Below are 21,432 nucleotides of genomic sequence, written 5' to 3'. Positions count from 1 at the left end.
CGGGCATCGATGTATGTCAAAGGATGTTCAGTATAGTTAGTTTCCCTCCTTGAAAAACACCCGTTTTACCCGTTCACTAACACCCGTCAGGATCTCATACGGAATTGTGTCCATCTGTTTTGCCAATTCCGTAATGGGTAGATCAGGACCAAAAATTATGACGTCATCCCCTTCCGAAGCCACTGCCGACGTGACGTCGATCATGGTCATATCCATGCACACATTGCCAACGGTTGGACAGCGCGTTCCATTTACCCAAACCTGACCAACGCCATTGCCCAGTCGACGATCGAAACCGTCGGCATAACCGATGGCCAGGGTGGCGATGCGGGCTTCATGATCAAGCACTCCCCGCCGGCTATACCCGATCGACTCCCCTGCCCGAACGGTTTTGATCTGACTGATCACCGTTCGAAGGGTGCCAACCGTCTGTAAAGCCGCCTGATTGATCCCACTGGCTTCAACTCCGTATAGACCAATACCCAGGCGAACCATATCGAGTTTATAGTCCGGAAAGCGTACAATACCGGCCGAGTTAAGCAGATGGCGCGTTGGACGGTAGCCTAAAGCCGCTTCGAGTATAGCTGTACTTCGCAGAAAGGTTTCATATTGCTGCGTTGAGAAACTATTGAACCGGGCATCATCGGAACCAACCAAATGGCTGAACACCGTTGCCACATGCAGATTATCGTGGCCTTTCAAGTAGTTCGCTACCTCTGCCAGCTCCGTTTCCAGAAACCCCAGCCGATGCATACCGGTGTCAATTTTCAGGTGCAGGGAGGTTTTGGCAGAGGGCATGGAGCGCGGAGCAGGGTTTAGGTCGCTCCCATCTCCCTGCTCCTTGCCCCCTGCTCCCCGCTCCATGCTCCCCGCTCCCTGCACAAACCTACCCCACTCCCGCAAAATCCGCATGCTGTACAGTTCAGGCTCCAGGTTGTACGCCAGCAGCGCATCGAAGGTTTCAGGGGCAGGATTCATCACCATGATGGGTAGCTCGATCCCATTTTGCCGAAGCGCTATCCCTTCGTCGGCGTAGGCAACCGCCAGGTAATCGACCCGGTGAAATTGCAGGAGTTGTGCCACTTCCGTACTGCCACTGCCATAGGCAAAAGCCTTCACCATGACCATCAGCTTCGTGTCGGACCCTACTTTGTCCCGATAATAGTTCAGGTTATGCGTCAGCGCATCCAGATTTATGTCAAGAACAGTCCCGTGGACTTTCCGCTCCAGGCGGGCCACAATCCGCTCGAAGGAGAACGGCCTTGCCCCTTTTACTAATACAGAACTGTCGCGCAGTTCGTGGAATGGGAACTGAGTTAAAAAGGCATCCGTGGTCGCGAAGAATAAACTGGAATCAGCAAAAAAATGAGCATTCCGACTCAGGACCGGGCCAATCCCAATAAATTGGTCAATTGCATTGGTGCGGATCAGTGTCCCAACCTGTTCATACAGATCGTGTTCGGCCTGACCCGACTGTAGTACATCCGACAGAATGACCACCCGACGAGGCCGGGTACTCTGTTGATTGAGAAAACTGAGCGCCAGTTGCAAGCCAGCAACGTCATTATTATACGAATCGTCAATCAGTACACAGTTATTGATACCCTCTTTCTGTTCCAGCCGCATTGAAACCGGTCTAAGGCGATTCAACCGGGCTTGCAGGGCCTCGGTAGTCCAGGGATGCAGCGTCAGGAGCGTTACCAGACAATGCATCAGATTCTCCACCGAAGCAGGGTCTGTAAAGGGTAATTTTAGCTGAATAGCCGTACCCTCTTTGCTTGTCAAGGTCAATTGGTCATGCTGCAACTTACCCTGATACGTAGCCGGTTTCCCATTCAGCGACCAGGTAATGACGTTCATAGTTGGATTGACCGCTTTGAGCAGCAGATGTACTTCTTCGTCAATATCGGTGTAATCGGAACAGTAAATGAGGGTATTGGCGTGAATAAATAGCCGGAGCTTTTCGGCTATTTTCTGTTTCCGGGTCCGGAACCCCTCATCATGGGCCGTGCCTATGTTGGTAAAAATGCCAATTGTTGGTCGGATAATAGCCTCCAGCGATTGCATCTCATGGACCTTGGAAATCCCGGCCTCAAAAATTCCCAGGGTATGCTTATCGGTAAGTTGGTGAACCGACAGCGGTACTCCCAGTTGCGAGTTATAGCTCTTGGGACTTTTAACGACCACATACTCGTCCGGCGACTGCCCTCCATCGAGTAATTGAGCCAGCCATTCCTTAACTATGGTTTTGCCGTTGCTCCCTGTAATGCCAATAATCGGAATTTGAACCCGTTTCCGATGTTCAGCGGCCAGTGTTTGCATTGTTTGCAGACTACTATCGACCTCAATGAACGTTGCATCGGCATACGCAATGAATTCCGTTCGGCGCTCGGGTGTCAGCGCCGACCGTTCCACCACAAACTGTCTTACACCTTTCTGGTAAAGCTCCCCAATAAAGTTGTGCCCATCATGGTGTTCGCCCTGTATGGCAAAAAAAACAGCGTCCGTAGCATTCCCTGTCACTTGCCGGGAATCGGTAAACCACTGACGATTTATTAACTGCAAATTCTTCGTTTTCATACTACGGTCTGGACCACCCACCGGTTACCCAGGTTTTAAATTACATCCAGCGTCTCCGTCTGAAATACACAACCATACCTATGGTTACCAAAAACATACCCCCCCACACCACGAAATAACCGTTGCGGGTATGCAGCTCAGGCATGTTATCGAAATTCATCCCATACACACCCACAATGAACGTCAGTGGCATAAAAATCGCCGAAAAAATAGTGAGTGTTTTCATGACCGAGTTCATCCGGTTACTCACAATCGAGTAATAGACATCCATCAACCCAGCCGTTAATTCCCGATATGATTCCAGCGTTTCAATAACCTGCGTAACATGGTCGGCCAGGTCGCGCAGGTAGGGCAGGGTGTTGTGCTGAATGACATCGGATTCCTCGCGAAGCAACGTATTGATGATGTCGCGTACGGGATAGACCGTTCGTCGAATAAAGGCCAGTTCACGCTTCAGGGTGTACAGGATCGCCAGGGTCTGCTGATTGGCCCGCTCCTGTACGATCTGGTCTTCCAGCTCATCCATTTTCTCGCCAATACGTTCCGTTATCAGAAAATAGTGATCGACAATGACGTCCATCAGGGCATAGAGCAGATAATCGGCCCCATTCCGCCGGGTTTTTCCGGCAGAGGCTTTAATCCGCTCGATGACGGGTTCGAAAATATCCCTGGTTCGCTCCTCCTGAAACGAGATCAGGTAATTTTTACCCAACACTAAGCTCACATGCTCCACATCCAGTTCCTGCCGCTGACGGCTGTGGTGCAGCATTTTGAGCGTTACATACACAATTGTACCAGCCGGATGAGCAACCCCATTGCCATTGCCGGGTGTTGGTTCATCATAGATATCTATTTTGGGTTTCTGCTCCGTATTAAGAACGTCTTCGAGCAATAATGGGTGCAAATGAAACTGCTGCCCCAGAGCCGCAACCACTTTCGGCTCATGAATCCCATCCACATCAATCCAGTTGATATAAGGTGTTTCGAAGCCCGGTAGCCGACAGGCACTTAGTTTACTACTATCGTCGATGCGATAGTCTGAGGCATTGAATTCAATGCGTTTAATTTTTGTGGCATGCTCAATTTCCGCCCCTACGTAGGTTAGCGTACCGGGCGAAGTACCCAGCGTTTTCTCGGCAGAACGGTACCGTTTATGTTTCGACATAGGTAGTTTGTTGTTCCAGAAGCAACGCTACACTGATTTTTGGCATCAAAGATAAACCAACTACTCGGCGCGTTGTCAAAAGTTCAAAAAAACGTATCTTAACACCATGTTCCGCTGCATCCTACTCCTCCTTTTTACAACCGCTATCCTTACATCGTGTAGCAGCGGCAAAAGTGCACTGAATCGGAACCACTTCGACTTAGCGGTTCAAAAAGCATCGAAGCGACTTCAGCAGCGGCCTGGGTTGAGCAAGCGTGGGCATACGATGGCTTCGCAGGTTCTGGAGCAGGCGTTTGTTCAGGCCTACGAACAGCACCAGACCGCCATTCGTCGATTATCGGCCCCTTCCAGCACCGAGGCTTTTCGCTGGGAACGTGTTTATCAGGAATACGAGCAGCTCCAGGCCCTCACGGATAATGCCCGTCGTGGATTCGACCGTCGTGGATTCGACCAGCAGTGCGAGACCTGCGCCGAATGGCTATCGGCCTACCCAAGCTCTTATCAGGATCGCCAGCAAGCCACCCGTGAGCTGGCCGCGGCTGATCGCTATCAGGTTGCTGAACAGGCATTTGCTTACCGACAGGAAAATAGACTGGCCGCTAAAGATGCCTACCTGAACTTTAGAAAAGCGGCTGACTGGATACCCAATTACCAACAGGCGAATGCAAAAGCGGCTGAATCCCTCCCCTTTGCCATCCTTCGTGTGGTAGTTGAACCCCTAAGCCCAACCCCTGAACTGAGCGCTGATGACAACCGGGAATTAGAACGTTTGATTTTACAACAGTTGGGGCGAAACACAACCCCCTCTCAATTTGTACGGCTTTACCACCCCGGCGTGGACTCGCCTGGAGAATCCACGTTGGGAGACGGCTATCCGATTCACCAGGCTATCCAGCTAGTTGTAACCAACTACTCGCCCTTCCGCGAAAGCAATTCCTCTTCGTCCACAACGGTGTATAGCCATCAGGAGTACAAAGTCGGTGAGAAGAAAATAAACGACTCCACCAAAGTCGATGTCAAAGAAAAAGTATCGGGCACTCTGACAACCTACCGGCACGAAATTCAGGCTGGACTGGATCTGCGGATGCGGGCCCTGGACACGCAAACGGGTAATATACTGTGGGAAGAACCCGTTTGGGAAAGCCGTTCCTGGCAAAGTGAGTGGCAGTCTTTCAGTGGCGACGACCGTGCCCTGAACGGCCAGTCGCTGAAAACGGCCACTCCGTTCCCCCCTTCTCGCTGGCAACTTCTGGACAGCATGCGGGATGAACTGGCCGGCGATGTAGTCCGGCGACTCCTGTCGAAGTATAAAAATGATTAATTGTTCGCAAAAAGGGGTCAGTTGTCAGATACGCCATATCTCGCAGATATGGCGTATCTGACAACTGACCCCTGACAAGCCTTTTATAAATTTATTGGCTCTTGGTCAATGCCCCTTTCTTCGATTGAATGAGCGTCAATGTATATGACATGACCCGGTCGTTGTGGTTCAGAACATCATCAACGGTGGGTTCAACCCTATGGTCGGGAATGATGCCGCGATCGGTGTATGGATAGGCTGCTACGTTGGCCATATTGAAACCAAACATACCGATACCGAGGTCAATTTTAGAATTGGGCAATTGGGTAATCGTGAAAATACCGCTACTGTTGACTTTGTACCCACCCCCACTCTCCTGCCCGATAAAAACGGTCTCACCCGGCCGCCGTTGTCGGTCGGCGTGAAGGCGGGCCGCAAACTCCGTCGTGACCGAAAAACTAGTACCATTCAGCAGTACGTAGAGGTTACCGTGGTAGGCATCTGCTTTAGGTTTTGTTTTACGCAATCCCCGATGCCAGGTAAACACATAGTCGGTTCCGCGTTTCTTAACGGCCAGTCCTTTCGCCATTCGGTACAGCTTTGATGTCCAGGCGGGGAACGAGTAACTCTTTTTCTGCCGAACACGGATATGATCATAATAACGGAAGGGTTGCCCGGCAAAATAACGGTATAACTGAACACCCCACGATTCTTCCCCGCCTTCGTTATCCCGCAGATCGAGTACCAGGTTCTGTACATTTTTCTGTTTGATTTCCCGGAACGAATCGGCCAGAAACTGAGTATAATCCTGCTCTTTTTTATCGCCCATAAACCGTTCGATGGTCATCAGGGCCGTTTGCGGATCAGTAAACGTCAGGCGAAAGGGCTTTTGCGGACTGGCTTTGTGCGTCTCGGCATAGGCTTTAATCGTCTGTTCCGTTACGGGTTGGAGTGTTATGGTTTTCGCTTCCCCGCCGATTTGGTAGGCCAGGTTAAACGTAGTTGGAGCCTCAATGAACGTAGCGTAGTATCCCGAAAAATACCGATTCAGATCTTCCAGTTTTCCACCTATTCGATTCCCATCGGCAAAGGTCATCCTGGGCAGTAACGTCCGAATAATATCCGCCATCGGCTTACCGTTTATTGCGGTTACCTCTGCCCCATCCGGTACGGTAACGGAGCCGTAGTTACCTGTCACCCAGGCTTTCTCTCCCAGAACATAAAGCTTTACCGGAAACAGTTTATCGGCGTAAAAGGGGTAATGCTCATCTTTTCCCGAAACAATCCACTTAATATGCCCATCGCGCAAAGCCACCAGCAGTGGATTCATGGTCACGTAAAATTCCTGTTGGGCCATGGGGCGGTTCAGCTGAGCGGCCGTTACCGAAAACAGCGAGTCGAATACGGGCTTCGGTGTGTACCGGTACATCTCCGGGTGCACTTCGTTAAGGGCTGTTCGGAAGCGGGTAAAATCCGTTTGGAGTTGCTCCGGTGTCAGAGTTTGCCCAATTAGCACCCGGTGTTGCGCTAGAAAAAGGAAGGAAATAATCAGGAGTCGTTTCATTAGCTGTTGCTTTTTGTACGAAGCAAAATTGGCCCAAACAAAACTCGACCGAAACGAAGCAACGACCGAAAAGGGGGTTTTTCTGACTGAAACGTCGATTTTACTCGCCCAACCAACGCTTCAACTCACTGGCTTTTTCCCGGCTAACCACCACTTCTTCCTCAAAGCCCGGCTGTAAATTGATCTTGAGCTTGCCATTGAAATACAGGTAAACTTTATGAACCGCCTTCAGGTCGGCAATCACCTGCCGGTTAAGCCGAAAAAAATGACGGGGATCGAGCAGTTGTGCCAGTTCATCGAGGGTGTGATCAAGGAGCCAGTCGTGATTGTCGTGGGTTTTGATGAATGTCAGTTTATTCCGACTGAAAAAATAGGCAACCTCCTCTACTGGCACCGAAAACAAACGCTGCCCCTGTTTAATCAGGAACCGGTCTTTGAAAACTGCGGGGGGCTGGGGGCGCGGAGTAGGGGGCACTGAGTCTGACGGAGACGATAGTTGCAGGTGTTGAAGCAAGGTTACCAGTGATGCCTGCAGGCTTTTTTCACCCTGCTCCGCGCCCCCTGCCCCCTGCAAACCCAACAAAATCTGCTTCATCGACTGTAGTTTAGCCAATGCCTGCCGTAACTCCGCTTCTTTTACAGGTTTAAGGAGGTAGTCGATACTATTGACTTTAAATGCCTTAATGGCGTATTCATCATAGGCCGTTGTGAAAATAACCGGACTCGTTACAGGTACCTGGTTAAAAATATCGAAACTCTGCCCGTCGGCGAGTTCAATGTCCATAAAGATCAGATCCGGCTGAGGATTCGCCCGCAACCACTCCACCGATTCGTCGACACTAACTGTCATGCCCACCACCCGAATGGCAGGCTCAATGTCACCCAGTAACCGCTGTAGCTTTCGGGCGGTGGGTTCTTCGTCTTCAATGATGAGAATAGTCATAGCGGGTTTCCTGAATGAGGGGCACCAATACCTGAAAACAATCGTCTGATTGGTTGATCACCACATCGGGCTGTCCCAGCAACCGGTATTTGGCGGTAATATGGGCTAGCCCGGTTCGGTTCGACGGGACTCTGTTTTGTTTCGGACGGCGTGTATTACTGACAACCAGATGCTTGTCGGCATCGGTATAAATTCGAATGACCAGCGGTTTGGCTGGGAGTGCCGTGTTGTGTTTAACCGCATTTTCAACCAGCAACTGCAAGGTCAGCGGAGGAATAAAAAAGGCGAGATACGACTCATCGACGGTAACGTCCAGTTCAACACTTCGCCCGAAACGCATTTGCAGCAAATGAAAATACGCCTGAATAAACGTCAGTTCACTCGCCAAAGACGTTAACAGTTGCTCGTTGGTTTGAAGCACATACCGATAGACCGACGCCAGTTCCTCGATAAACGTTTCGGCCTGTTTCGGGTTTTCAGTCACCAGCGACGAGAGTGTACTCAGGCTATTGAATAAAAAATGGGGATTGATCTGTGCTTTCAGCGAATCGAGCTGACTTTGAAGGGCCTCCTTTTTAAGCTGCTCCGCTTCGTAATACGTTGCCCACCACTGTCGATACAGGTAATGGGCCTCGTAGATTACGGCCAGTGGAACAACAAATAAGAAGGGAATCAGGGTATTGACCCAATAGGATCGGGTGGACATCGGGTAGCCCCAAAATTGAGTCACATCATAGAGGTAAACCAGGGCAACCCGCTGCACAACAGTTATGATTACAAACCAGGCCAGTTGCCTGCACACACGCGCTGTTGTCTGGTTCAGTCGGGGATACCGACGGCGCGCCTGGATAATACCCAGCCGGGCGACCTCCCAGATCAGGACGCATTCGGCCAGGCTTATCCCAAGCGCCACCCAGCGGCTGATATGTCGGGCATCGTTATCGGGTTGAAAGAATATAAAATTCGAGACGATTGAAATCAGGGGTACACCCACCAGTCGCAACCATCGGTCGTTCAGTTTTTCCATCGTCGGTAAAGATGCAATAACCCGCACTCAACCGAAAGTGAATGGTTTCTGAACTGTCGAAAAAACAGACCAGAGTGCATGAATAGGGTCTCTCAACCTGCCTGGTTATCTTTGTTGTTCAGGTAGCGCCTGCTCAGTAAGGCAAGAACAACCGTCCATGCAACTCACCAATTCTCCAGCCCTCGCCCACCTCGCGAAGGACCCGATTATGGCCCGTCTGATTGCCGAGACGGCCAATCCTAAAGTCTTTAACGACTACGCCGATGATGTGTATCTGGCGCTACTCGAAAGTATCGTGTCGCAACAGATCTCCGTTAAAGCCGCCGATGCCATTTTTACCCGTTTCCGGGCGTTGTTCCCCGAAAACTATCCTGACGCTTCGTTACTACTTTTAAAAACGACCGACGAGCTACGGAGCGCGGGGCTGTCCTTCCAGAAAATTAAGTACCTGCAAAGTGTTGCGGAGTTCTCGCTCCAGCATCCAGTCAACCGGGCGCATCTGGATCCTATGTCAGACGAGGAAGTGGTGCAATATTTACTTCCGATCAAAGGTGTGGGCCGATGGACCGTGGAGATGTTGCTCATGTTCGTACTCGACCGCCCAGACGTTTTCCCTATTGATGATCTGGTTATCCGGCAACGGATGCTGCTGGCGTATCCCGAACAAACCAGTGGCCTGACGGGCAAAGCGCTATACAAAATTTTACACGAAATAGCCGATGCCTGGCGACCGCACCGCACCACAGCGAGTCGTTATTTATGGCGGTGGAAACCGGTACATTAAAACCGCTTCACCTGCACGGCTACTTTGGACTGGACTTTAATCAGGATCTGAACCCCTTTGGGCTGGACAACGATTCGCTGGGGCACTAATTTGAACGTATCAATATCGAGTGCCGTTTTCTGGCCAACTTTAGCCTTAGAAAAAGCGGTTTCTATTTTTTCGGGAATGGATGAAATCGGCTGCCGAAGTGGAATAACCATGGCCGCCTGAATCGTATCGCGCAGGTGGTCATGCAGGAGCCAGTCGGCCGTAGATAATAGACGCTCCTCCGTATCCACGTCAAAATCTACGTTCTGAATACGCAAGGTGTTGGTCAGTGTATCATAGGCCGGTGTACCATGAAAATAGAGCGTTCCATGCACCTTTCCGCCCACATCGGCTTTCAGGATCAGCTTTTTCCCACTCCCGTACATGGTCGTATTTTTTATCATTATGTTGCCGCCTATTAGCTTCAGCTTCTGTTTGTCCAGCGTCTTGGCCAGCACCTGGTTCACATCGGTATAGGGAATAAAGGCCAACACCTCCAGGCGCGAGGCTTCGGGCAATGCATTCCGGCGTAAGAGTTGGGGAAGGCGTTCCAGGGAATCCACTACGGGTTTGGGGCCTAAGCGCGTATCAACCCGAAAGGCAATTTGAATGGGTACCGTAATCTGTTTTGTATTGCCATAAACGGGGGCGGCTGCAATGCTAAACGGCCTTGGAATCAGCCATATATTTTCGGGGACTTTGGCAACACGCAGCGGTTTCTGCATATCCCGCCAGATCTTACTTACCTCCTTATCCAGGCGTAGCCCCCGATGAACGGCATTATCAATGGCCTGCTCGATATCGGCCCGACGCTTATCGAGGATCGTTTCGGCAATGTTTTTCACGCTGATGTTTATCCCCAGCAACCGAACCTTGGGTTCCAGAGTCCAGTGATATTCTTCAAATTTGACTTTTGTTTGCAACCGCCAGTTTGGTCCTATCCCCACCGGACTGGTAAAATTTACCGCCAGCGCACACAGTGGTCGGCTTTTTCGATCCTTGCTTTTACGAAGACCAATTGGATTGGTGTAGTAGACCTGCAGGGGAGCCGAAAAAAACACCCGTCGATTTTCGTAGCGAATCTGCACGGGGCCGGTTCGCTCAACCCGAAGTCGCCAGGCTTCCCCTTTTTTTCCTTCGAATGTTTCTTCGGTAACCAGTGTGGTCGACAGACCCTTATTGACCTTTCGTTCCAGGTCGCGGATGTTGAAGGTGAGGTTCCCGGCCATATACGACACGGGATCTGTTACGGGAGGATCGAAGGCTTCGGCAGTGGGTGCAGTGGGTTTAACACGCTTACATCCCATGAACCCGATACCTATGGTCAGTAAAACTAAAAAACCGATGATTCGTTGAGCATTCATTGCTACAAGAACCATCGGAATACTAAAATGTTATCTCCCAATAATCATATTCATTTTTCGGTCGTGTGCAGGGTCGGTTTCGCATCCGTAGCACAACCGCATCCTTTTCCGCAACCCGCCTGTTTTTTCGAAAAACTTCGGTACACCCGTCGACCTAAATAGGCCAGCGCAGCCGCAAAAACGAGAAGTATGATGAGTTCCTGCATAGCTAAAGAAGTTAAGAATGTAGAGTGAAAAGTGAAGAATAGCCTACGAAAGCGTTATTATTCATTCTTCACTTTTCACTCTACACTACCTGCTATACATTATTTCACACCCAACCGTTCCTTTCCGCTAGCCGATAGGCGTGTTGATAGTGGTGTTCGCTGTGCCAGGCGTACAGGGCAATTACTTCGGCCAGTAAAAAGGTGCGCTGGCTACCGGGGTGGTAATACGTTCGCTGTAATTCGGCCTCCGAAAGTGCCTCAAGGACGGTTACCCAACGTAAATGCAGGTTTTTGAGAATAGCCAGCGATGGGGCAATAGCGAGTTTGGCATCCGGGAGTTTAGCCCATTCGCCTTCTTCATACGGGCTGATGGTTGGATGCGGTTCAGTTAACGCCAGTTTCGTTCGGACGTAGGCGTTGATATGGCTATCGGCCATGTGATGAACCAACTGACGAACAGTCCAGCCGCCGGGACGATAGGGTGTATCGAGCCGATCATCTTCCCACTCACTAACCAGTTCAGCTAGTTTATGGGGGAGGGCAGCAATGATTGCAATATGCCGGTTCGTATCGTCAACTGAGAACGATTGACCATACACAAAATCACCAATCGGGTAACGGAGGGTATCAATAGCCTGCATAGCTTTTCAAAAGATGGTGGACACAAATAACGTAGGGCGTCGGTCTGGTAAAATCGTCCGATTTTCAGAATTTGGCTAGTCCGGTTTTGCAGTCTGGGCCAGGCCTGAGCCTGGCCCAGACATTATCATCCCCAATATTCCTGAATTGCCTTTATCAACTCCGGGTGAACTCCGCAACCGGCTATTACATCGCCCCGGAATAGAAACTCATTGCCCCCTTCGAAATCAGTTACCACGCCACCGGCCTCCTGAACGAGCAACACACCCGCTGCCATATCCCAGGAATTGAGGTTGTATTCATAAAAGGCTTCAAACCGTCCACAGGCTACATAGGCCAGATCGATGGCGGCCGACCCCAACCGACGCAGGCCGTGCGTTTGCTTCATGAGTGATTCCAGAATGCGCAGGTATTGTGGCATCTGTTCGAAGTGATAGTAGGGAAATCCAGTCGCAATCAGGCTCTCACCCAGTTGGGTAGCGGGCGAAACCGAAATTCGATTGCCATTGCAATAGGCACCTCCCCCCTGCCAGGCCGAGAAACACTCGTTGCGATTGGGGTCGTAGATGACGCCGGCAATGGGTGTTTTGCCCTGGGCGAGTCCGATACTAACCGAAAACACGGGTAAATCATGAATGAAATTGGCCGTGCCATCCAGTGGGTCGATCACCCAGTTGAGGGCCTCTTTGTCGGCTTCCTGCCCGGTGGTTCCCTCTTCGGTAATAAACCCCGCTTCGGGCAGTAACTTGCTCAGTTTCTCAACTAACTGCTTTTCGGTTTCTTTATCGACGTAGGAAACCAGGTTATTCAGTCCCTTGTATTCGATGGATTCGCGTTGAAACTTGCTCCGTTCCTGAAGCAGAAACGCCCCGGCTTCGGTGGCGATGGTACAGATTTCTTTGGTGATCTCGACTAAATCAACTGCCATATTATTGCGAATTCTCCCTAATAGAAAAAGAGGTTTAACCACAGAGGCACAAAGAACACAGAGTTTTCCAGATTTTAGTCGTTGGGTTCTTTGTGATCTCTGTGCCTCTGTGGTTACTCCTTTTTAGATGTTTACGCCATTATTTTCCCTAATGCAGTATCGTACAGCCCTTTCGCTTCAGATACGCTCAGGATTAGGTTCTCGTCGATCACAAAGTCCTGGGCCGTTACGGTTCCTAACAGCACGAACGGCAATACGCTATCTTCCAGATAACCAACCACATGCTGGTGCTGCTCGGGCGAAATCGAAATAACAACCCGGCTCTGGCTTTCGCCAAACAGGAAGGAATCCGTGCGGTGACGGGTATCGGTCGCAATTGCAAACCCCGTGTTACCTGCCATGGCCGACTCCGCCAGCGTTACGAACAGGCCACCATCCGATACATCGTGCGCCGACTGAAGCCAGCCGTGCCGAATCATGGTTTTGATACCTTCCTGAACGCGCCATTCGGTTTCAAAATCAAAGGTTGGCGCGGGCGATGCCTTAATGCCCAGGTACGAATACAGGTATTCCGAGGACGCAATATCGTTGGTTGATGGGCCCACCAGGTAAATCAGATCGCCTTCGTTCTTGAAGTTCAGCGTCATCAGATCGTCGGGGTTTTCCATCAGGCCCAGCATGCCGATGGTTGGCGTCGGGAAAACGGGGCCATCGTCGGAGCTTTGGTTGTAGAAACTGACGTTACCGCCCGTAACCGGGGTACTGAACCGACGGCAGGCTTCGCCCATACCCTGCACGGCTTCCACAAAATGCCAGTACACTTCCGGCACATACGGATTCCCGAAGTTCAGGTTGTTGGTTACGGCCAGTGGCTCGCCACCCGAGCAAACGATGTTGCGGCAGGCTTCGGCCACGGCGATCATTGCCCCCTGACGCGGATTGGCGTTCACATAGCGGCTGTTGCAATCCACGGTAATGACGATGGATTTATCGGTAGCGGGTAAGCCGGGGCCTTTCACCCGCACAACGGCCGCATCGGAGGGGGCGTTGGTACTGCGGTTGGCCGTCCCCACCATTGAATCGTATTGTTCGTACACCCACTTGCGCGAGCAGATGTTCGGGTGGGTCAGCAGGTGCTGGGCTATTTTTTTGATGTCGTCGGTTTCGATATCGTCAACCTCCTCCACATCGAATTTGGCATACTCCTTAATATAGGCGGGCTCTTTGTACGCCCGCTCGTACTGGGGTGCGCCACCGCCTAACACCAGGTCGTAGGCGGGAACATCGGCCACGAGCTGACCGTAGCGGTAGAAATGCAGCCGACCAAGGTCATTTTCTCCTTTGGCCGTTACTTCCCCGATCTGCGCGCAGTTCAGATCCCACTTATCGAAAATACCCTGAATAATATGCTCTTTCCCTTTCTCAATAACCACCAGCATCCGCTCCTGCGACTCCGACAACAGGATCTCGAACGGGGCCATGTTGGGTTGACGCGTGGGTACTTTATCGAGGTCGATGATCATTCCGTGCTCGCCCTTCGCGCTCATTTCAGAGGTGGAGCAGATGATACCAGCCGCACCCATATCCTGAATCCCGATCACGTAGCCGGTAGCAATGATTTCGAGGGTGGCTTCGAGCAGTAGTTTTTCCATGAACGGATCGCCGACCTGTACCGCTGGCAGCTTGTCGGTCGAAGCGGCCGAAATATCTTCCGACGCGAAGGTAGCGCCGTGAATTCCGTCTTTCCCGGTGGCCGATCCCACAATGAACACGGGATTACCCACCCCGTAGGACGTTGCTTTAGCGGATTTACCCACTTCTACGATACCCGCCGAGAAGGCATTCACGAGCGGATTGGTGTTGTAGCACTCGTCGAAGAACAGCTCACCACCCACGGTTGGGATACCGAAGGCATTGCCATAATCGCCGATGCCTTTTACGACACCCCGCAGCAGCCGTTTGGTTTTGGCCAGAGTCAGATCGCCAAACCGGAGCGAGTTCAACTGGGCTATGGGCCGGGCACCCATGGTAAATATATCGCGGTTGATACCCCCAACGCCCGTTGCCGCCCCCTGATAGGGCTCCAGTGCCGACGGGTGGTTGTGCGACTCGATCTTGAACGAACAGGCCAGCCCATCGCCAATGTCGACCAGACCCGCATTTTCTTCACCGGCTTTGGCCAGCATCCGATCGCCATCGCGGGGGAGTGTTTTCAGCCAGAGGATGGAGTTCTTATAGGAACAGTGTTCCGACCACATCACCGAGAAGATACTCAGTTCGGTAAAATTGGGCCGACGACCTAAAATTTCGGCAATCCGGTCAAATTCTTCGGGCAGCACGCCCAATTTCCGGGCCGTTTCAAGCGAGGGTAGCGATTCAGTAGCGTCCATGTTAGCGAATTGTGAATGAATGAGTTAATACTGGTTGGTATAGGCGAGTGCCGTATTTTACGCCGGTACGAATGCATTCATTCGCTCATTGAATATTGGCAAAACTACGGTTTTTGGCCGAAAATGGCCCGCAGTGGGTTGACAAATATCGAAAGACTCGTATATTTGCACCCAGAAAGAGAGATGGCAGAGTGGTCGATTGCGGTGGTCTTGAAAACCACTGACTGTAACAGGTCCGGGGGTTCGAATCCCTCTCTCTCTGCAAAAGAAAAGCTAAGGCACTCATAATCAATGATTTGAGTGCCTTTTTTTATGTGATTTGTATCCGAGTTAGTATCCTACTTAGTATTTTCTGCTAGGATACAGTCTAAATGCGTAACAATCTACAGATAAAGTCTAGCAAATTGTAGAAACGTATACCCTGTTACCAAAGTATAATATGCATTCAACCGAAACAGAAAATCGTTGGGAGTATTTTGTAAAATACTTACCTATTTTACCTATTCTAATTTCAATTATTAGTGCAATAAAAATTAAATTATTTTATTCGATTTATAATATTGAAGTAACTGGCTACTTTGAACCTTCCGAAATACTCTTATCTTTTCTTGATGATCTCCCTTTTTTATTAGTTATTATATTATTTTTTGTTACAATTCTGCAAAGAATTGTAACAAAAAAAATTAGTAACTCTATATTCAATTATATATTTAGAAACAAAGCCCTGTGGTTAGTAGTAGGATATTATTCACTCTACTTATTGGCGATTTTAGGGGCAATCATACCGTTATTTTTATTTATTGATAGTATTGAGGCAAACAAAACTATACAATTACCAATTTTGATGGTATTTATACTAATCATAATTGCTTCAACTACACCTCTTTTTAGTTATTTATTTCAATTACAGGAAATATTTCCTAAAAATTTGTCAATCACTATTTATGCTTATTCTAATATATTATCAATTTTAATTTTTTATTTAATCCTAGAGTTGTTGATAAAATATAACTTAACAGAAGGAAACTATAGAAAAGGCTCAACAATTATAACAAATAGCACTATCTATAAAATTGACTCATTAAACTTATATCTTGGGTCAAGCATAAATTATCATTTCTTATATAACAAAAAAAGTAAAACATCTATCATTATTCCATCTTCAGATATTAAGGAATTAAAGTTAACTAGCAATAAAATTGAAATAAAAAAGCTTCAATGGTTCCATTGAAGCTTTTTTATTTCAATCAACAATTCTAACAAATTTCAAATTTTCACACCTCTTCTCCTCCGAGCTGCTTTAGCACACCGATAACAGCAGAAAGCCGAATCCATCCGTATACTCTCGTATTGGCAGTTGCAGTGTAAACAAAGCTTATGATAGTATACACGCGCTCCGTAGCGTTCGGCTCTCTGATATTTAAAATTCCGTACTGGTTTGGTTTTGTGTTGCTCTTCCATTTGTCAAAAGTTAAGTGTTGAATTGGACTCGATAGTCCTCTGATAGTTCTTTAAAAGCTCTCCGATAGACCTCCGGTAAGCCTTCAATAGTCCGGCAAAAGCCCGCCGAAAGCCTTCAAAAAGCCACATTTTAGCCTATAGAGGATTTTGTACAGGACGTTGCCGTATCATATCATTGAAATCATTGTAGTCTGCGTATAGACAGGAGCGGTCATAGACGGGAAAATTTGCGCTTCGTAATTGCCCGTAGGTCGCACGTCCTGCTTTATCGTTATCGAAGTAGGTATGGATTCGGTTAGCCCCTTCTAAGCCCGGTAAGGCTTGCACCAGATTGGTTGTTGAGTTCAGGATAATGGTCGTGCATTCGGGCCGTAGTTGCTTTTTGTAGGTAAGGGCAGAGAGAAAGTCAAAAAAGCCCTCAGAGCGTAGGGCGTAACTATCCTTATCCGGCTTGAAGCCTACCGCGTAATTCTCTCGGTTGCCGTTGCCGTAGCGAACCTAAATACGATGGTTGGGAGAAATTATTAGTTCTCTCCCTGGCTAAATTCAATTATTGGTTAAAGCTGATGGCAACAGAGCTGAACCTTCTAGAGAATTTACGTTCGAAGGCTGGTCGAAAAACCTTTACTAACTGTGTTTCAATACCTTCTTGCTAAGTACCGACTCGGTCAAAGTGGTGCCAGACAGAAAGTTCGATAAAGGACTGGAGGTCTATGGCCGTCCGGACGAGCACCGGGTAGCCGGGGAACTCCAGAAGAGTGAGGAGATGAAAAAAAAGCGGCAAAAAGACGATGATTTAACCTAAAACGCCCGGTCAACTAATGACCGGGCGTTTTAGGTGGTACAACTATTTCTACTGTCTACAACTCCCAGAATAGACCACTCTAATACCTACCGCCTGAGCAAAGCAGGCATTCAGGTAGGTTACATTATTGCAGCCGCACACGGGGGCGCTATTAAAGGAGCAATTCGTTAGAGGAAGAAGCGGATTTTCGACGCAGTCCTCTTTGCAATTTCCCGAGTACTCTACTTTAATGCCAGCAGCCTGAGCTAAACAGGAATTCCGGTAGGTTACCTTATTGCAGCCGCACACGGGGGCGAAATTGTAGGGACAATTCGTTATAATAGGGAGCGGCTTTTCAACGCAGTCCTCTTTGCAATTCCCTGAGTACTCTACTCTAATGCCAGCAGCCTGAGCTAAACAGGCATTCTGGTAGGTTACCTTATTGCAGCCGCACACGGGGGCGTTTATATTGCCGCAACTAGTTTGAAGAGTGAGCGGGAGCTGGAGTGCGACGCAATTTGAGGGGGACCGTGTACGAAGACGGGCCTGATCTAGACTGGAGTCTGGGCTGACATTATCAGAAGCCGGGTTGCAGCCCGTCAGCAGAAGCAGAACGAAGACCAGGCGCACTAATTTAGGCCAGGAAAGGGTGTAATGTAATTTCATGATTGATAGGTGTTTATTGGTTGAACGTGGCTTATATTGGGTAGGGCTGGCCAGCTTGCAATAAAGGTAATGGGGGGCGTTCGATCCCAGGCGACAAAGTAGGTGAGCGCATTAGATAGGTATGTAGATTACCGATCCTTGTAGGTTAATTGTCTAAAAGCCAGTGAAGAAGAACCGAATAACAAAAAAGCTACGGTTCCTAAGTCGTAGCTTTTTTGTCAATCTGTACGACCGTTACTTTGTCCAACTTAACGAGCATTACAATTAACAAAATTGCCTCCGGGCTTTGGCCTTTAAGCCTCGATGCTTTAAAGGTGAGTTAATGTTGCGGGTGTTTTGGGTCACTACCAGCCAAAATAACCTGAACAGGCTATAGGAATAATGCAAGTTCTTTTGTTACCAAAAGGAGAAAGTAATAAATATTGACGTTTACCGCTTGTAATTCAGGGTTTTATGCGATAGTTTTGACTATCCCTCCATTAACCATCCTGAGTATGAAAAATGTAAACGCTGCCCAGCTACAGCATAAGTTTGCCCCGCAGAAGGTACTTTATTTAACAGGGGACATTAATTATTGCACGCTTTACCTGCTTGATGGCAAGGCAATTCTGTCCAGCCGGACCCTAAAATGGTATTTTGAACGCTGGCCCAACTTTGTCCGGATTCATAAAGCCCACCTGGTGAATCCCGACCATATTTATAGCTGTGTCCTGAGCTCCTCTACGGATGCCCATCTGATTATGCGAAACGGGGCTCGATTAACCATCGGTCGAAGGCGTATTGTCGATGTTATTGAGCAGTTAGGGATTGACTTACCGAATAAATCCTACCAAAGTACGCACCTGCTCAACCCGGAGTGGAACACCCTGGTGCCCGCGCACGTGCGGGTTGCTTAATCTAAAAAGCATGTGCTGCATCACGTTAACATGAACCCTTTAAGGGTAATCAATTACTACAACTTTGCCTATTCTGATAAAAATTTACTACAAGTTAGGTGACCAATCGCCTATAATTTCGTCATTAGTAAACAAGACAAGCGGCCCGGAAAACTCCGGGCCGCTTGTCTTGTTTTTATAGCTTAAAGCGGATGGCATACACAGCCTCATGCCAGAGGGTCACCACCAGGGTAACTATGACCAGTAGCAGCGCCCCGGCCGGTATGATCCACAGTGGCAGGCTGATCCACCACCAGGACCAATCAATTGCCTGCGACTGTTTTAAAAGTGTTAGACAAAAAAAGATGACAGCCAGAATGGATAGGAAGGCCACATTTGATTGGGTCTGTTGCTCCCTGGGACTTGGATAGTCCAGCTCGTAAAGCTGGTCGTTCCCGTCAAGTTGATACGTGTGCATAGGTATATATGGGTTTTGTTTATGGGTGTCAAGCTACTAAAAAGTACTCCATCAGGATTGAAAAGCTGCATAAACGGTCGAACACGAGCTGGATCGGTGGTACACAGTAACCAGGCATTTGTTTTCGCACAATAAAGATTACCGTTTCCGAATACGATTTTGGGGTACGAATTTGCTAACCCAGGTAATGATACTTCTCAGACCATACCCCGTGGGTAAGATCCAGAGCGGCAGGCTGATCCACCACCAGGACCAGGCGAGTACTTTAGCTCGTTTCAATAGCAACAGAAACAGGAAAACCACCACCAGAAGGGCGTATAGTGTTACTTTGGGTCTGACGGGTAACTCCCCATTTGAATCTAGTTCCGGATCGTACTGTTCTGGGTCCACTGTGTGATCTTACTTGTGGCTGGACATACCCTGTATGTATGCATTTCCAGCAAAAAAAACTGATTGTCGACTGGTATTGAAAGCAACTGGAGACGGGTTGTAAGGAAACGGCCCCGCCCCAAATTAATCTGCCTACTCTATTGGCAACTTTTGTGGCTTTGGTGGCGTGAAGGCGGAGTGTAGAATCGTAACCGGACGAATCAACCTAATCCGGACTCATCGTCGAGCACGTACCCCCAGTCTTTCAATTGCTTCAGCAGCTTAACCATCTGATCAGGCTCGGGTTTAGTCATAAGAAACGCAAGCCAAAAGGTGTTGAATTCAATAAAGTATTCCTCTTCGCCGATATAGGTATCGCTCAACTGATGCAGATGCTGCTCCGAGATATCTTCAATGGGTTTGGCCCAGGGGTTTTCGCCCGTTTCAGCTACAAAAATGGCCCGTAGTTCCGTCACCAGATCAGGCAGGAACTGGTTGTTTTCCTGATCTGGCTGGTGTGTTTTTGCTCTCTGGGTGTCACCCAGGGTTTTAAGTGTTTCGGCTAACTGGCCTATCCGTACTACGTTTTCCGTTTTCATATGGGTTTAGAAATGCGATGAGTAGGGCACTACTAGCCGTAATGCCCAATCTAGTCACCGCAACTTCAGGTTGTTAGCGCTTAAGATATTGACTCAAAATCAAAAAATTAATAACCGTTCATGTCAATTTATTAACCGGCAAAACTTGAGGGCTTTATTGGTAAAAATGCCCCTTAGAAAGCCCGGAAAGCCCTCAAACACATTAATCGCCGTTTTTCCCGTTTGCAGTCTGGCTTTTGAAAACGATATAGCACTGACTGGAAAACAACCAGTCCATTCGGGCTGGAAGGATGCCCTGCCGCCTGGAACAGGCTACTAAAAAAGCCCCGGATGGCCAGGGCTTATAAACTCGTTAAGGCTCAATCAACTAGTTGCTTTTAGGCTCAATTTCATTAAAATCATACTTAAGTCTACGGGGCTGGCCAATGTAACTCGGCATAACTACAAATTGCCCCGTTTTGGTGTCCAGAATAATGGTTTCCCGCTCGCCGGAAACCGCCTGAAACCGGCGGTTTTCAATAAAGCCGGGTTCGGGTTGTCCCGAAGGCGTAAAATTTGTGAGTAGCAGGATGCCCGTGACGGTAAGTGCGCCCAGAAAGAAAGACCGTAGGTCGATGGAAAAATGAATTGTTTTCATGGCTGAGAAATAAGTTTACATAAGCCTATACACTGGAGTACTCTTAAGTATCATCAATCGAGCGGAGCTAATTCACTTTGCTGAATTCATAAGCAGGCAAGTCCTGAGCCCTACCCAAATCTAAATACATTCGATCCTTATTGATATATAAGCTGGGATCACGGATATACCAGTTGTCTCCTCTGGGTTGGGCATTGGTTTTGATCAGCAGACCATAATCTGTCTTAACTGTCGTATAATCAACCTTGTCGGTCTGAATACCGTCCTGTATAAGATTGATCTGGTTCTCATCGATCACCAGTTCTACATTCGGTATAGTAGGGTTAAGAATCTGGGCTGATACCTTTATCAACTTCCACTTACCAGGTAACCACGCCTTGGCTTGGTTCAAATCCAGCGTGTATTCTTTTAAGGGATAGGCTGTGGGATCAACCTCGGCTGTTTTTTTACAACTTATGATTCCCAAAGCCACTAGTAGCAACAAGCTCAATATACTATTTTTCATCCTTCAACGGGTTTGGTCACGCGTACAATACGACCCCAATAAAGCCAATAAGGTTGGATTCCGGGCGGTTTTTAAAGATACGGGTATCAATCCACACTGGACCAGTTCCAATCTTAATCGCACAGACGTACTTCTTTTGGT

General features: G+C 48.8%; 21 protein-coding genes, 1 tRNA gene and 1 pseudogene. 6 read left to right on the top strand and 17 right to left on the bottom strand.

Going from position 1 to position 21,432, the window contains the following annotated elements:
- Positions 1–36: 36 nt before the first annotated feature.
- On the bottom strand, positions 37–2,580 hold the full coding sequence (locus EXU85_RS16280) for a bifunctional UDP-N-acetylmuramoyl-tripeptide:D-alanyl-D-alanine ligase/alanine racemase (protein WP_142773101.1): 2,544 nt from the start codon (positions 2,578–2,580) through the stop codon (positions 37–39).
- A 40-nt stretch (positions 2,581–2,620) separates the two neighbouring features.
- Positions 2,621–3,745, bottom strand: a complete 1,125-nt coding sequence (corA, locus tag EXU85_RS16275) for a magnesium/cobalt transporter CorA (RefSeq protein WP_142773100.1) — start codon at positions 3,743–3,745, stop codon at positions 2,621–2,623.
- Positions 3,746–3,851: 106 nt separating this feature from the next.
- Here corA and EXU85_RS16270 point away from each other — a divergent pair, with 106 nt between their 5' ends.
- The gene (locus EXU85_RS16270) at positions 3,852–5,066 is read left to right on the top strand and encodes a hypothetical protein (RefSeq protein ID WP_142773099.1); all 1,215 of its coding nucleotides are present in this window, start codon (positions 3,852–3,854) and stop codon (positions 5,064–5,066) included.
- A 91-nt stretch (positions 5,067–5,157) separates the two neighbouring features.
- Here EXU85_RS16270 and EXU85_RS16265 read toward each other — a convergent pair whose 3' ends face one another.
- The 3 genes from EXU85_RS16265 to EXU85_RS16255 form a co-directional block, all read right to left on the bottom strand.
- Complete coding sequence (locus tag EXU85_RS16265) at positions 5,158–6,609, bottom strand: S41 family peptidase (RefSeq protein ID WP_142773098.1); 1,452 nt, start codon at positions 6,607–6,609, stop codon at positions 5,158–5,160.
- A 100-nt stretch (positions 6,610–6,709) separates the two neighbouring features.
- The gene (locus EXU85_RS16260; protein WP_142773097.1) at positions 6,710–7,552 is read right to left on the bottom strand and encodes a LytTR family DNA-binding domain-containing protein; all 843 of its coding nucleotides are present in this window, start codon (positions 7,550–7,552) and stop codon (positions 6,710–6,712) included.
- Positions 7,533–8,579, bottom strand: coding sequence for a sensor histidine kinase (locus tag EXU85_RS16255; protein WP_142773096.1), 1,047 nt, complete (start codon positions 8,577–8,579; stop codon positions 7,533–7,535). Before EXU85_RS16255 ends, EXU85_RS16260 begins: the two co-directional genes overlap by 20 nt.
- Positions 8,580–8,736: 157 nt before the next feature.
- On the opposite strand from EXU85_RS16255, the gene EXU85_RS16250 reads away from it, so the two are divergent.
- Positions 8,737–9,363: a DNA-3-methyladenine glycosylase gene (locus tag EXU85_RS16250; RefSeq protein WP_142773095.1), complete on the top strand. Its 627-nt coding sequence runs from the start codon at positions 8,737–8,739 to the stop codon at positions 9,361–9,363.
- On the opposite strand, the gene EXU85_RS16245 is transcribed toward EXU85_RS16250, so the two are convergent.
- From EXU85_RS16245 to purL, 5 genes are all read right to left on the bottom strand, one after another.
- On the bottom strand, positions 9,360–10,754 hold the full coding sequence (locus EXU85_RS16245; RefSeq protein WP_142773094.1) for a DUF4403 family protein: 1,395 nt from the start codon (positions 10,752–10,754) through the stop codon (positions 9,360–9,362). The genes EXU85_RS16250 and EXU85_RS16245 overlap by 4 nt on opposite strands.
- A 50-nt stretch (positions 10,755–10,804) precedes the next feature.
- Positions 10,805–10,960: a FeoB-associated Cys-rich membrane protein gene (locus EXU85_RS16240; protein WP_142773093.1), complete on the bottom strand. Its 156-nt coding sequence runs from the start codon at positions 10,958–10,960 to the stop codon at positions 10,805–10,807.
- 104 nt (positions 10,961–11,064) lie between these two features.
- A complete protein-coding gene (locus EXU85_RS16235) occupies positions 11,065–11,601 on the bottom strand; it encodes a YfiT family bacillithiol transferase (protein WP_142773092.1) in 537 nt (178 codons plus the stop codon).
- Between the two features lie 125 nt (positions 11,602–11,726).
- A complete protein-coding gene (locus tag EXU85_RS16230) occupies positions 11,727–12,527 on the bottom strand; it encodes an inositol monophosphatase family protein (protein WP_142773091.1) in 801 nt (266 codons plus the stop codon).
- Between the two features lie 131 nt (positions 12,528–12,658).
- A complete protein-coding gene (purL, locus tag EXU85_RS16225; protein ID WP_142773090.1) occupies positions 12,659–14,917 on the bottom strand; it encodes a phosphoribosylformylglycinamidine synthase subunit PurL in 2,259 nt (752 codons plus the stop codon).
- A gap of 177 nt (positions 14,918–15,094) precedes the next feature.
- On the opposite strand from purL, the gene EXU85_RS16220 reads away from it, so the two are divergent.
- A tRNA-Ser gene (locus EXU85_RS16220) sits at positions 15,095–15,179 on the top strand.
- 177 nt (positions 15,180–15,356) lie between these two features.
- Positions 15,357–16,148 (top strand): hypothetical protein, encoded by a 792-nt coding sequence (locus tag EXU85_RS16215; protein ID WP_142773089.1) that lies wholly within the window; start codon positions 15,357–15,359, stop codon positions 16,146–16,148.
- 365 nt (positions 16,149–16,513) lie between these two features.
- Here EXU85_RS16215 and EXU85_RS36170 read toward each other — a convergent pair.
- A pseudogene (locus tag EXU85_RS36170) lies at positions 16,514–16,738 on the bottom strand (hypothetical protein); the annotation flags it as partial.
- 289 nt (positions 16,739–17,027) lie between these two features.
- Between EXU85_RS36170 and EXU85_RS35385 the strand changes: the two are divergent.
- Entirely contained in the window at positions 17,028–17,183 is a 156-nt protein-coding gene (locus EXU85_RS35385) for a hypothetical protein (protein ID WP_168207805.1), read from the top strand.
- A gap of 48 nt (positions 17,184–17,231) precedes the next feature.
- Here EXU85_RS35385 and EXU85_RS36165 read toward each other — a convergent pair whose 3' ends face one another.
- Entirely contained in the window at positions 17,232–17,828 is a 597-nt protein-coding gene (locus EXU85_RS36165; RefSeq protein ID WP_142773087.1) for a Kazal-type serine protease inhibitor domain-containing protein, read from the bottom strand.
- Between the two features lie 494 nt (positions 17,829–18,322).
- Here EXU85_RS36165 and EXU85_RS16200 point away from each other — a divergent pair, with 494 nt between their 5' ends.
- The gene (locus EXU85_RS16200; protein ID WP_142773086.1) at positions 18,323–18,724 is read left to right on the top strand and encodes a LytTR family DNA-binding domain-containing protein; all 402 of its coding nucleotides are present in this window, start codon (positions 18,323–18,325) and stop codon (positions 18,722–18,724) included.
- Between the two features lie 175 nt (positions 18,725–18,899).
- Here the strand turns inward: EXU85_RS16200 and EXU85_RS16195 are convergent, their stop codons facing one another.
- The 5 genes from EXU85_RS16195 to EXU85_RS16175 all read right to left on the bottom strand — a co-directional run bounded on the left by EXU85_RS16195 (position 18,900) and on the right by EXU85_RS16175 (position 21,291).
- Positions 18,900–19,181, bottom strand: coding sequence for a hypothetical protein (locus tag EXU85_RS16195; RefSeq protein WP_142773085.1), 282 nt, complete (start codon positions 19,179–19,181; stop codon positions 18,900–18,902).
- Positions 19,182–19,319: 138 nt separating this feature from the next.
- On the bottom strand, positions 19,320–19,571 hold the full coding sequence (locus EXU85_RS16190) for a hypothetical protein (RefSeq protein ID WP_142773084.1): 252 nt from the start codon (positions 19,569–19,571) through the stop codon (positions 19,320–19,322).
- A gap of 200 nt (positions 19,572–19,771) precedes the next feature.
- Positions 19,772–20,149 (bottom strand): hypothetical protein, encoded by a 378-nt coding sequence (locus EXU85_RS16185; protein ID WP_142773083.1) that lies wholly within the window; start codon positions 20,147–20,149, stop codon positions 19,772–19,774.
- 367 nt (positions 20,150–20,516) lie between these two features.
- Positions 20,517–20,786: a hypothetical protein gene (locus EXU85_RS16180; RefSeq protein ID WP_142773082.1), complete on the bottom strand. Its 270-nt coding sequence runs from the start codon at positions 20,784–20,786 to the stop codon at positions 20,517–20,519.
- Positions 20,787–20,853: 67 nt separating this feature from the next.
- Positions 20,854–21,291 carry a hypothetical protein gene (locus EXU85_RS16175; RefSeq protein WP_142773081.1) on the bottom strand — a complete coding sequence of 146 codons (438 nt, stop codon included), beginning with the start codon at positions 21,289–21,291 and terminating at the stop codon, positions 20,854–20,856.
- Positions 21,292–21,432 lie beyond the last annotated feature (141 nt).

The sequence above is a fragment of the Spirosoma sp. KCTC 42546 genome, assembly GCF_006965485.1.
Taxonomy (GTDB): domain Bacteria; phylum Bacteroidota; class Bacteroidia; order Cytophagales; family Spirosomataceae; genus Spirosoma.
The sequence above is the reverse complement of the archived record's forward strand: the minus strand, read 5'-3'. Positions and strand labels throughout refer to the sequence as shown.

Excerpts from the sequence above, each read along its gene's own strand:
- EXU85_RS16280 (WP_142773101.1), bottom strand. The coding sequence starts at position 2,580 with ATGAAAACGAAGAATTTGCAGTTAATAAATCGTCAGTGGTTTACCGAT.
- corA (WP_142773100.1), bottom strand. The coding sequence starts at position 3,745 with ATGTCGAAACATAAACGGTACCGTTCTGCCGAGAAAACGCTGGGTACT.
- EXU85_RS16270 (WP_142773099.1), top strand. The coding sequence starts at position 3,852 with ATGTTCCGCTGCATCCTACTCCTCCTTTTTACAACCGCTATCCTTACA.
- EXU85_RS16265 (WP_142773098.1), bottom strand. The coding sequence starts at position 6,609 with ATGAAACGACTCCTGATTATTTCCTTCCTTTTTCTAGCGCAACACCGG.
- EXU85_RS16260 (WP_142773097.1), bottom strand. The coding sequence starts at position 7,552 with ATGACTATTCTCATCATTGAAGACGAAGAACCCACCGCCCGAAAGCTA.
- EXU85_RS16255 (WP_142773096.1), bottom strand. The coding sequence starts at position 8,579 with ATGGAAAAACTGAACGACCGATGGTTGCGACTGGTGGGTGTACCCCTG.
- EXU85_RS16250 (WP_142773095.1), top strand. The coding sequence starts at position 8,737 with ATGCAACTCACCAATTCTCCAGCCCTCGCCCACCTCGCGAAGGACCCG.
- EXU85_RS16245 (WP_142773094.1), bottom strand. The coding sequence starts at position 10,754 with ATGAATGCTCAACGAATCATCGGTTTTTTAGTTTTACTGACCATAGGT.
- EXU85_RS16240 (WP_142773093.1), bottom strand. The coding sequence starts at position 10,960 with ATGCAGGAACTCATCATACTTCTCGTTTTTGCGGCTGCGCTGGCCTAT.
- EXU85_RS16235 (WP_142773092.1), bottom strand. The coding sequence starts at position 11,601 with ATGCAGGCTATTGATACCCTCCGTTACCCGATTGGTGATTTTGTGTAT.
- EXU85_RS16230 (WP_142773091.1), bottom strand. The coding sequence starts at position 12,527 with ATGGCAGTTGATTTAGTCGAGATCACCAAAGAAATCTGTACCATCGCC.
- purL (WP_142773090.1), bottom strand. The coding sequence starts at position 14,917 with ATGGACGCTACTGAATCGCTACCCTCGCTTGAAACGGCCCGGAAATTG.
- EXU85_RS16215 (WP_142773089.1), top strand. The coding sequence starts at position 15,357 with ATGCATTCAACCGAAACAGAAAATCGTTGGGAGTATTTTGTAAAATAC.
- EXU85_RS36165 (WP_142773087.1), bottom strand. The coding sequence starts at position 17,828 with ATGAAATTACATTACACCCTTTCCTGGCCTAAATTAGTGCGCCTGGTC.
- EXU85_RS16200 (WP_142773086.1), top strand. The coding sequence starts at position 18,323 with ATGAAAAATGTAAACGCTGCCCAGCTACAGCATAAGTTTGCCCCGCAG.
- EXU85_RS16195 (WP_142773085.1), bottom strand. The coding sequence starts at position 19,181 with ATGCACACGTATCAACTTGACGGGAACGACCAGCTTTACGAGCTGGAC.
- EXU85_RS16185 (WP_142773083.1), bottom strand. The coding sequence starts at position 20,149 with ATGAAAACGGAAAACGTAGTACGGATAGGCCAGTTAGCCGAAACACTT.
- EXU85_RS16180 (WP_142773082.1), bottom strand. The coding sequence starts at position 20,786 with ATGAAAACAATTCATTTTTCCATCGACCTACGGTCTTTCTTTCTGGGC.
- EXU85_RS16175 (WP_142773081.1), bottom strand. The coding sequence starts at position 21,291 with ATGAAAAATAGTATATTGAGCTTGTTGCTACTAGTGGCTTTGGGAATC.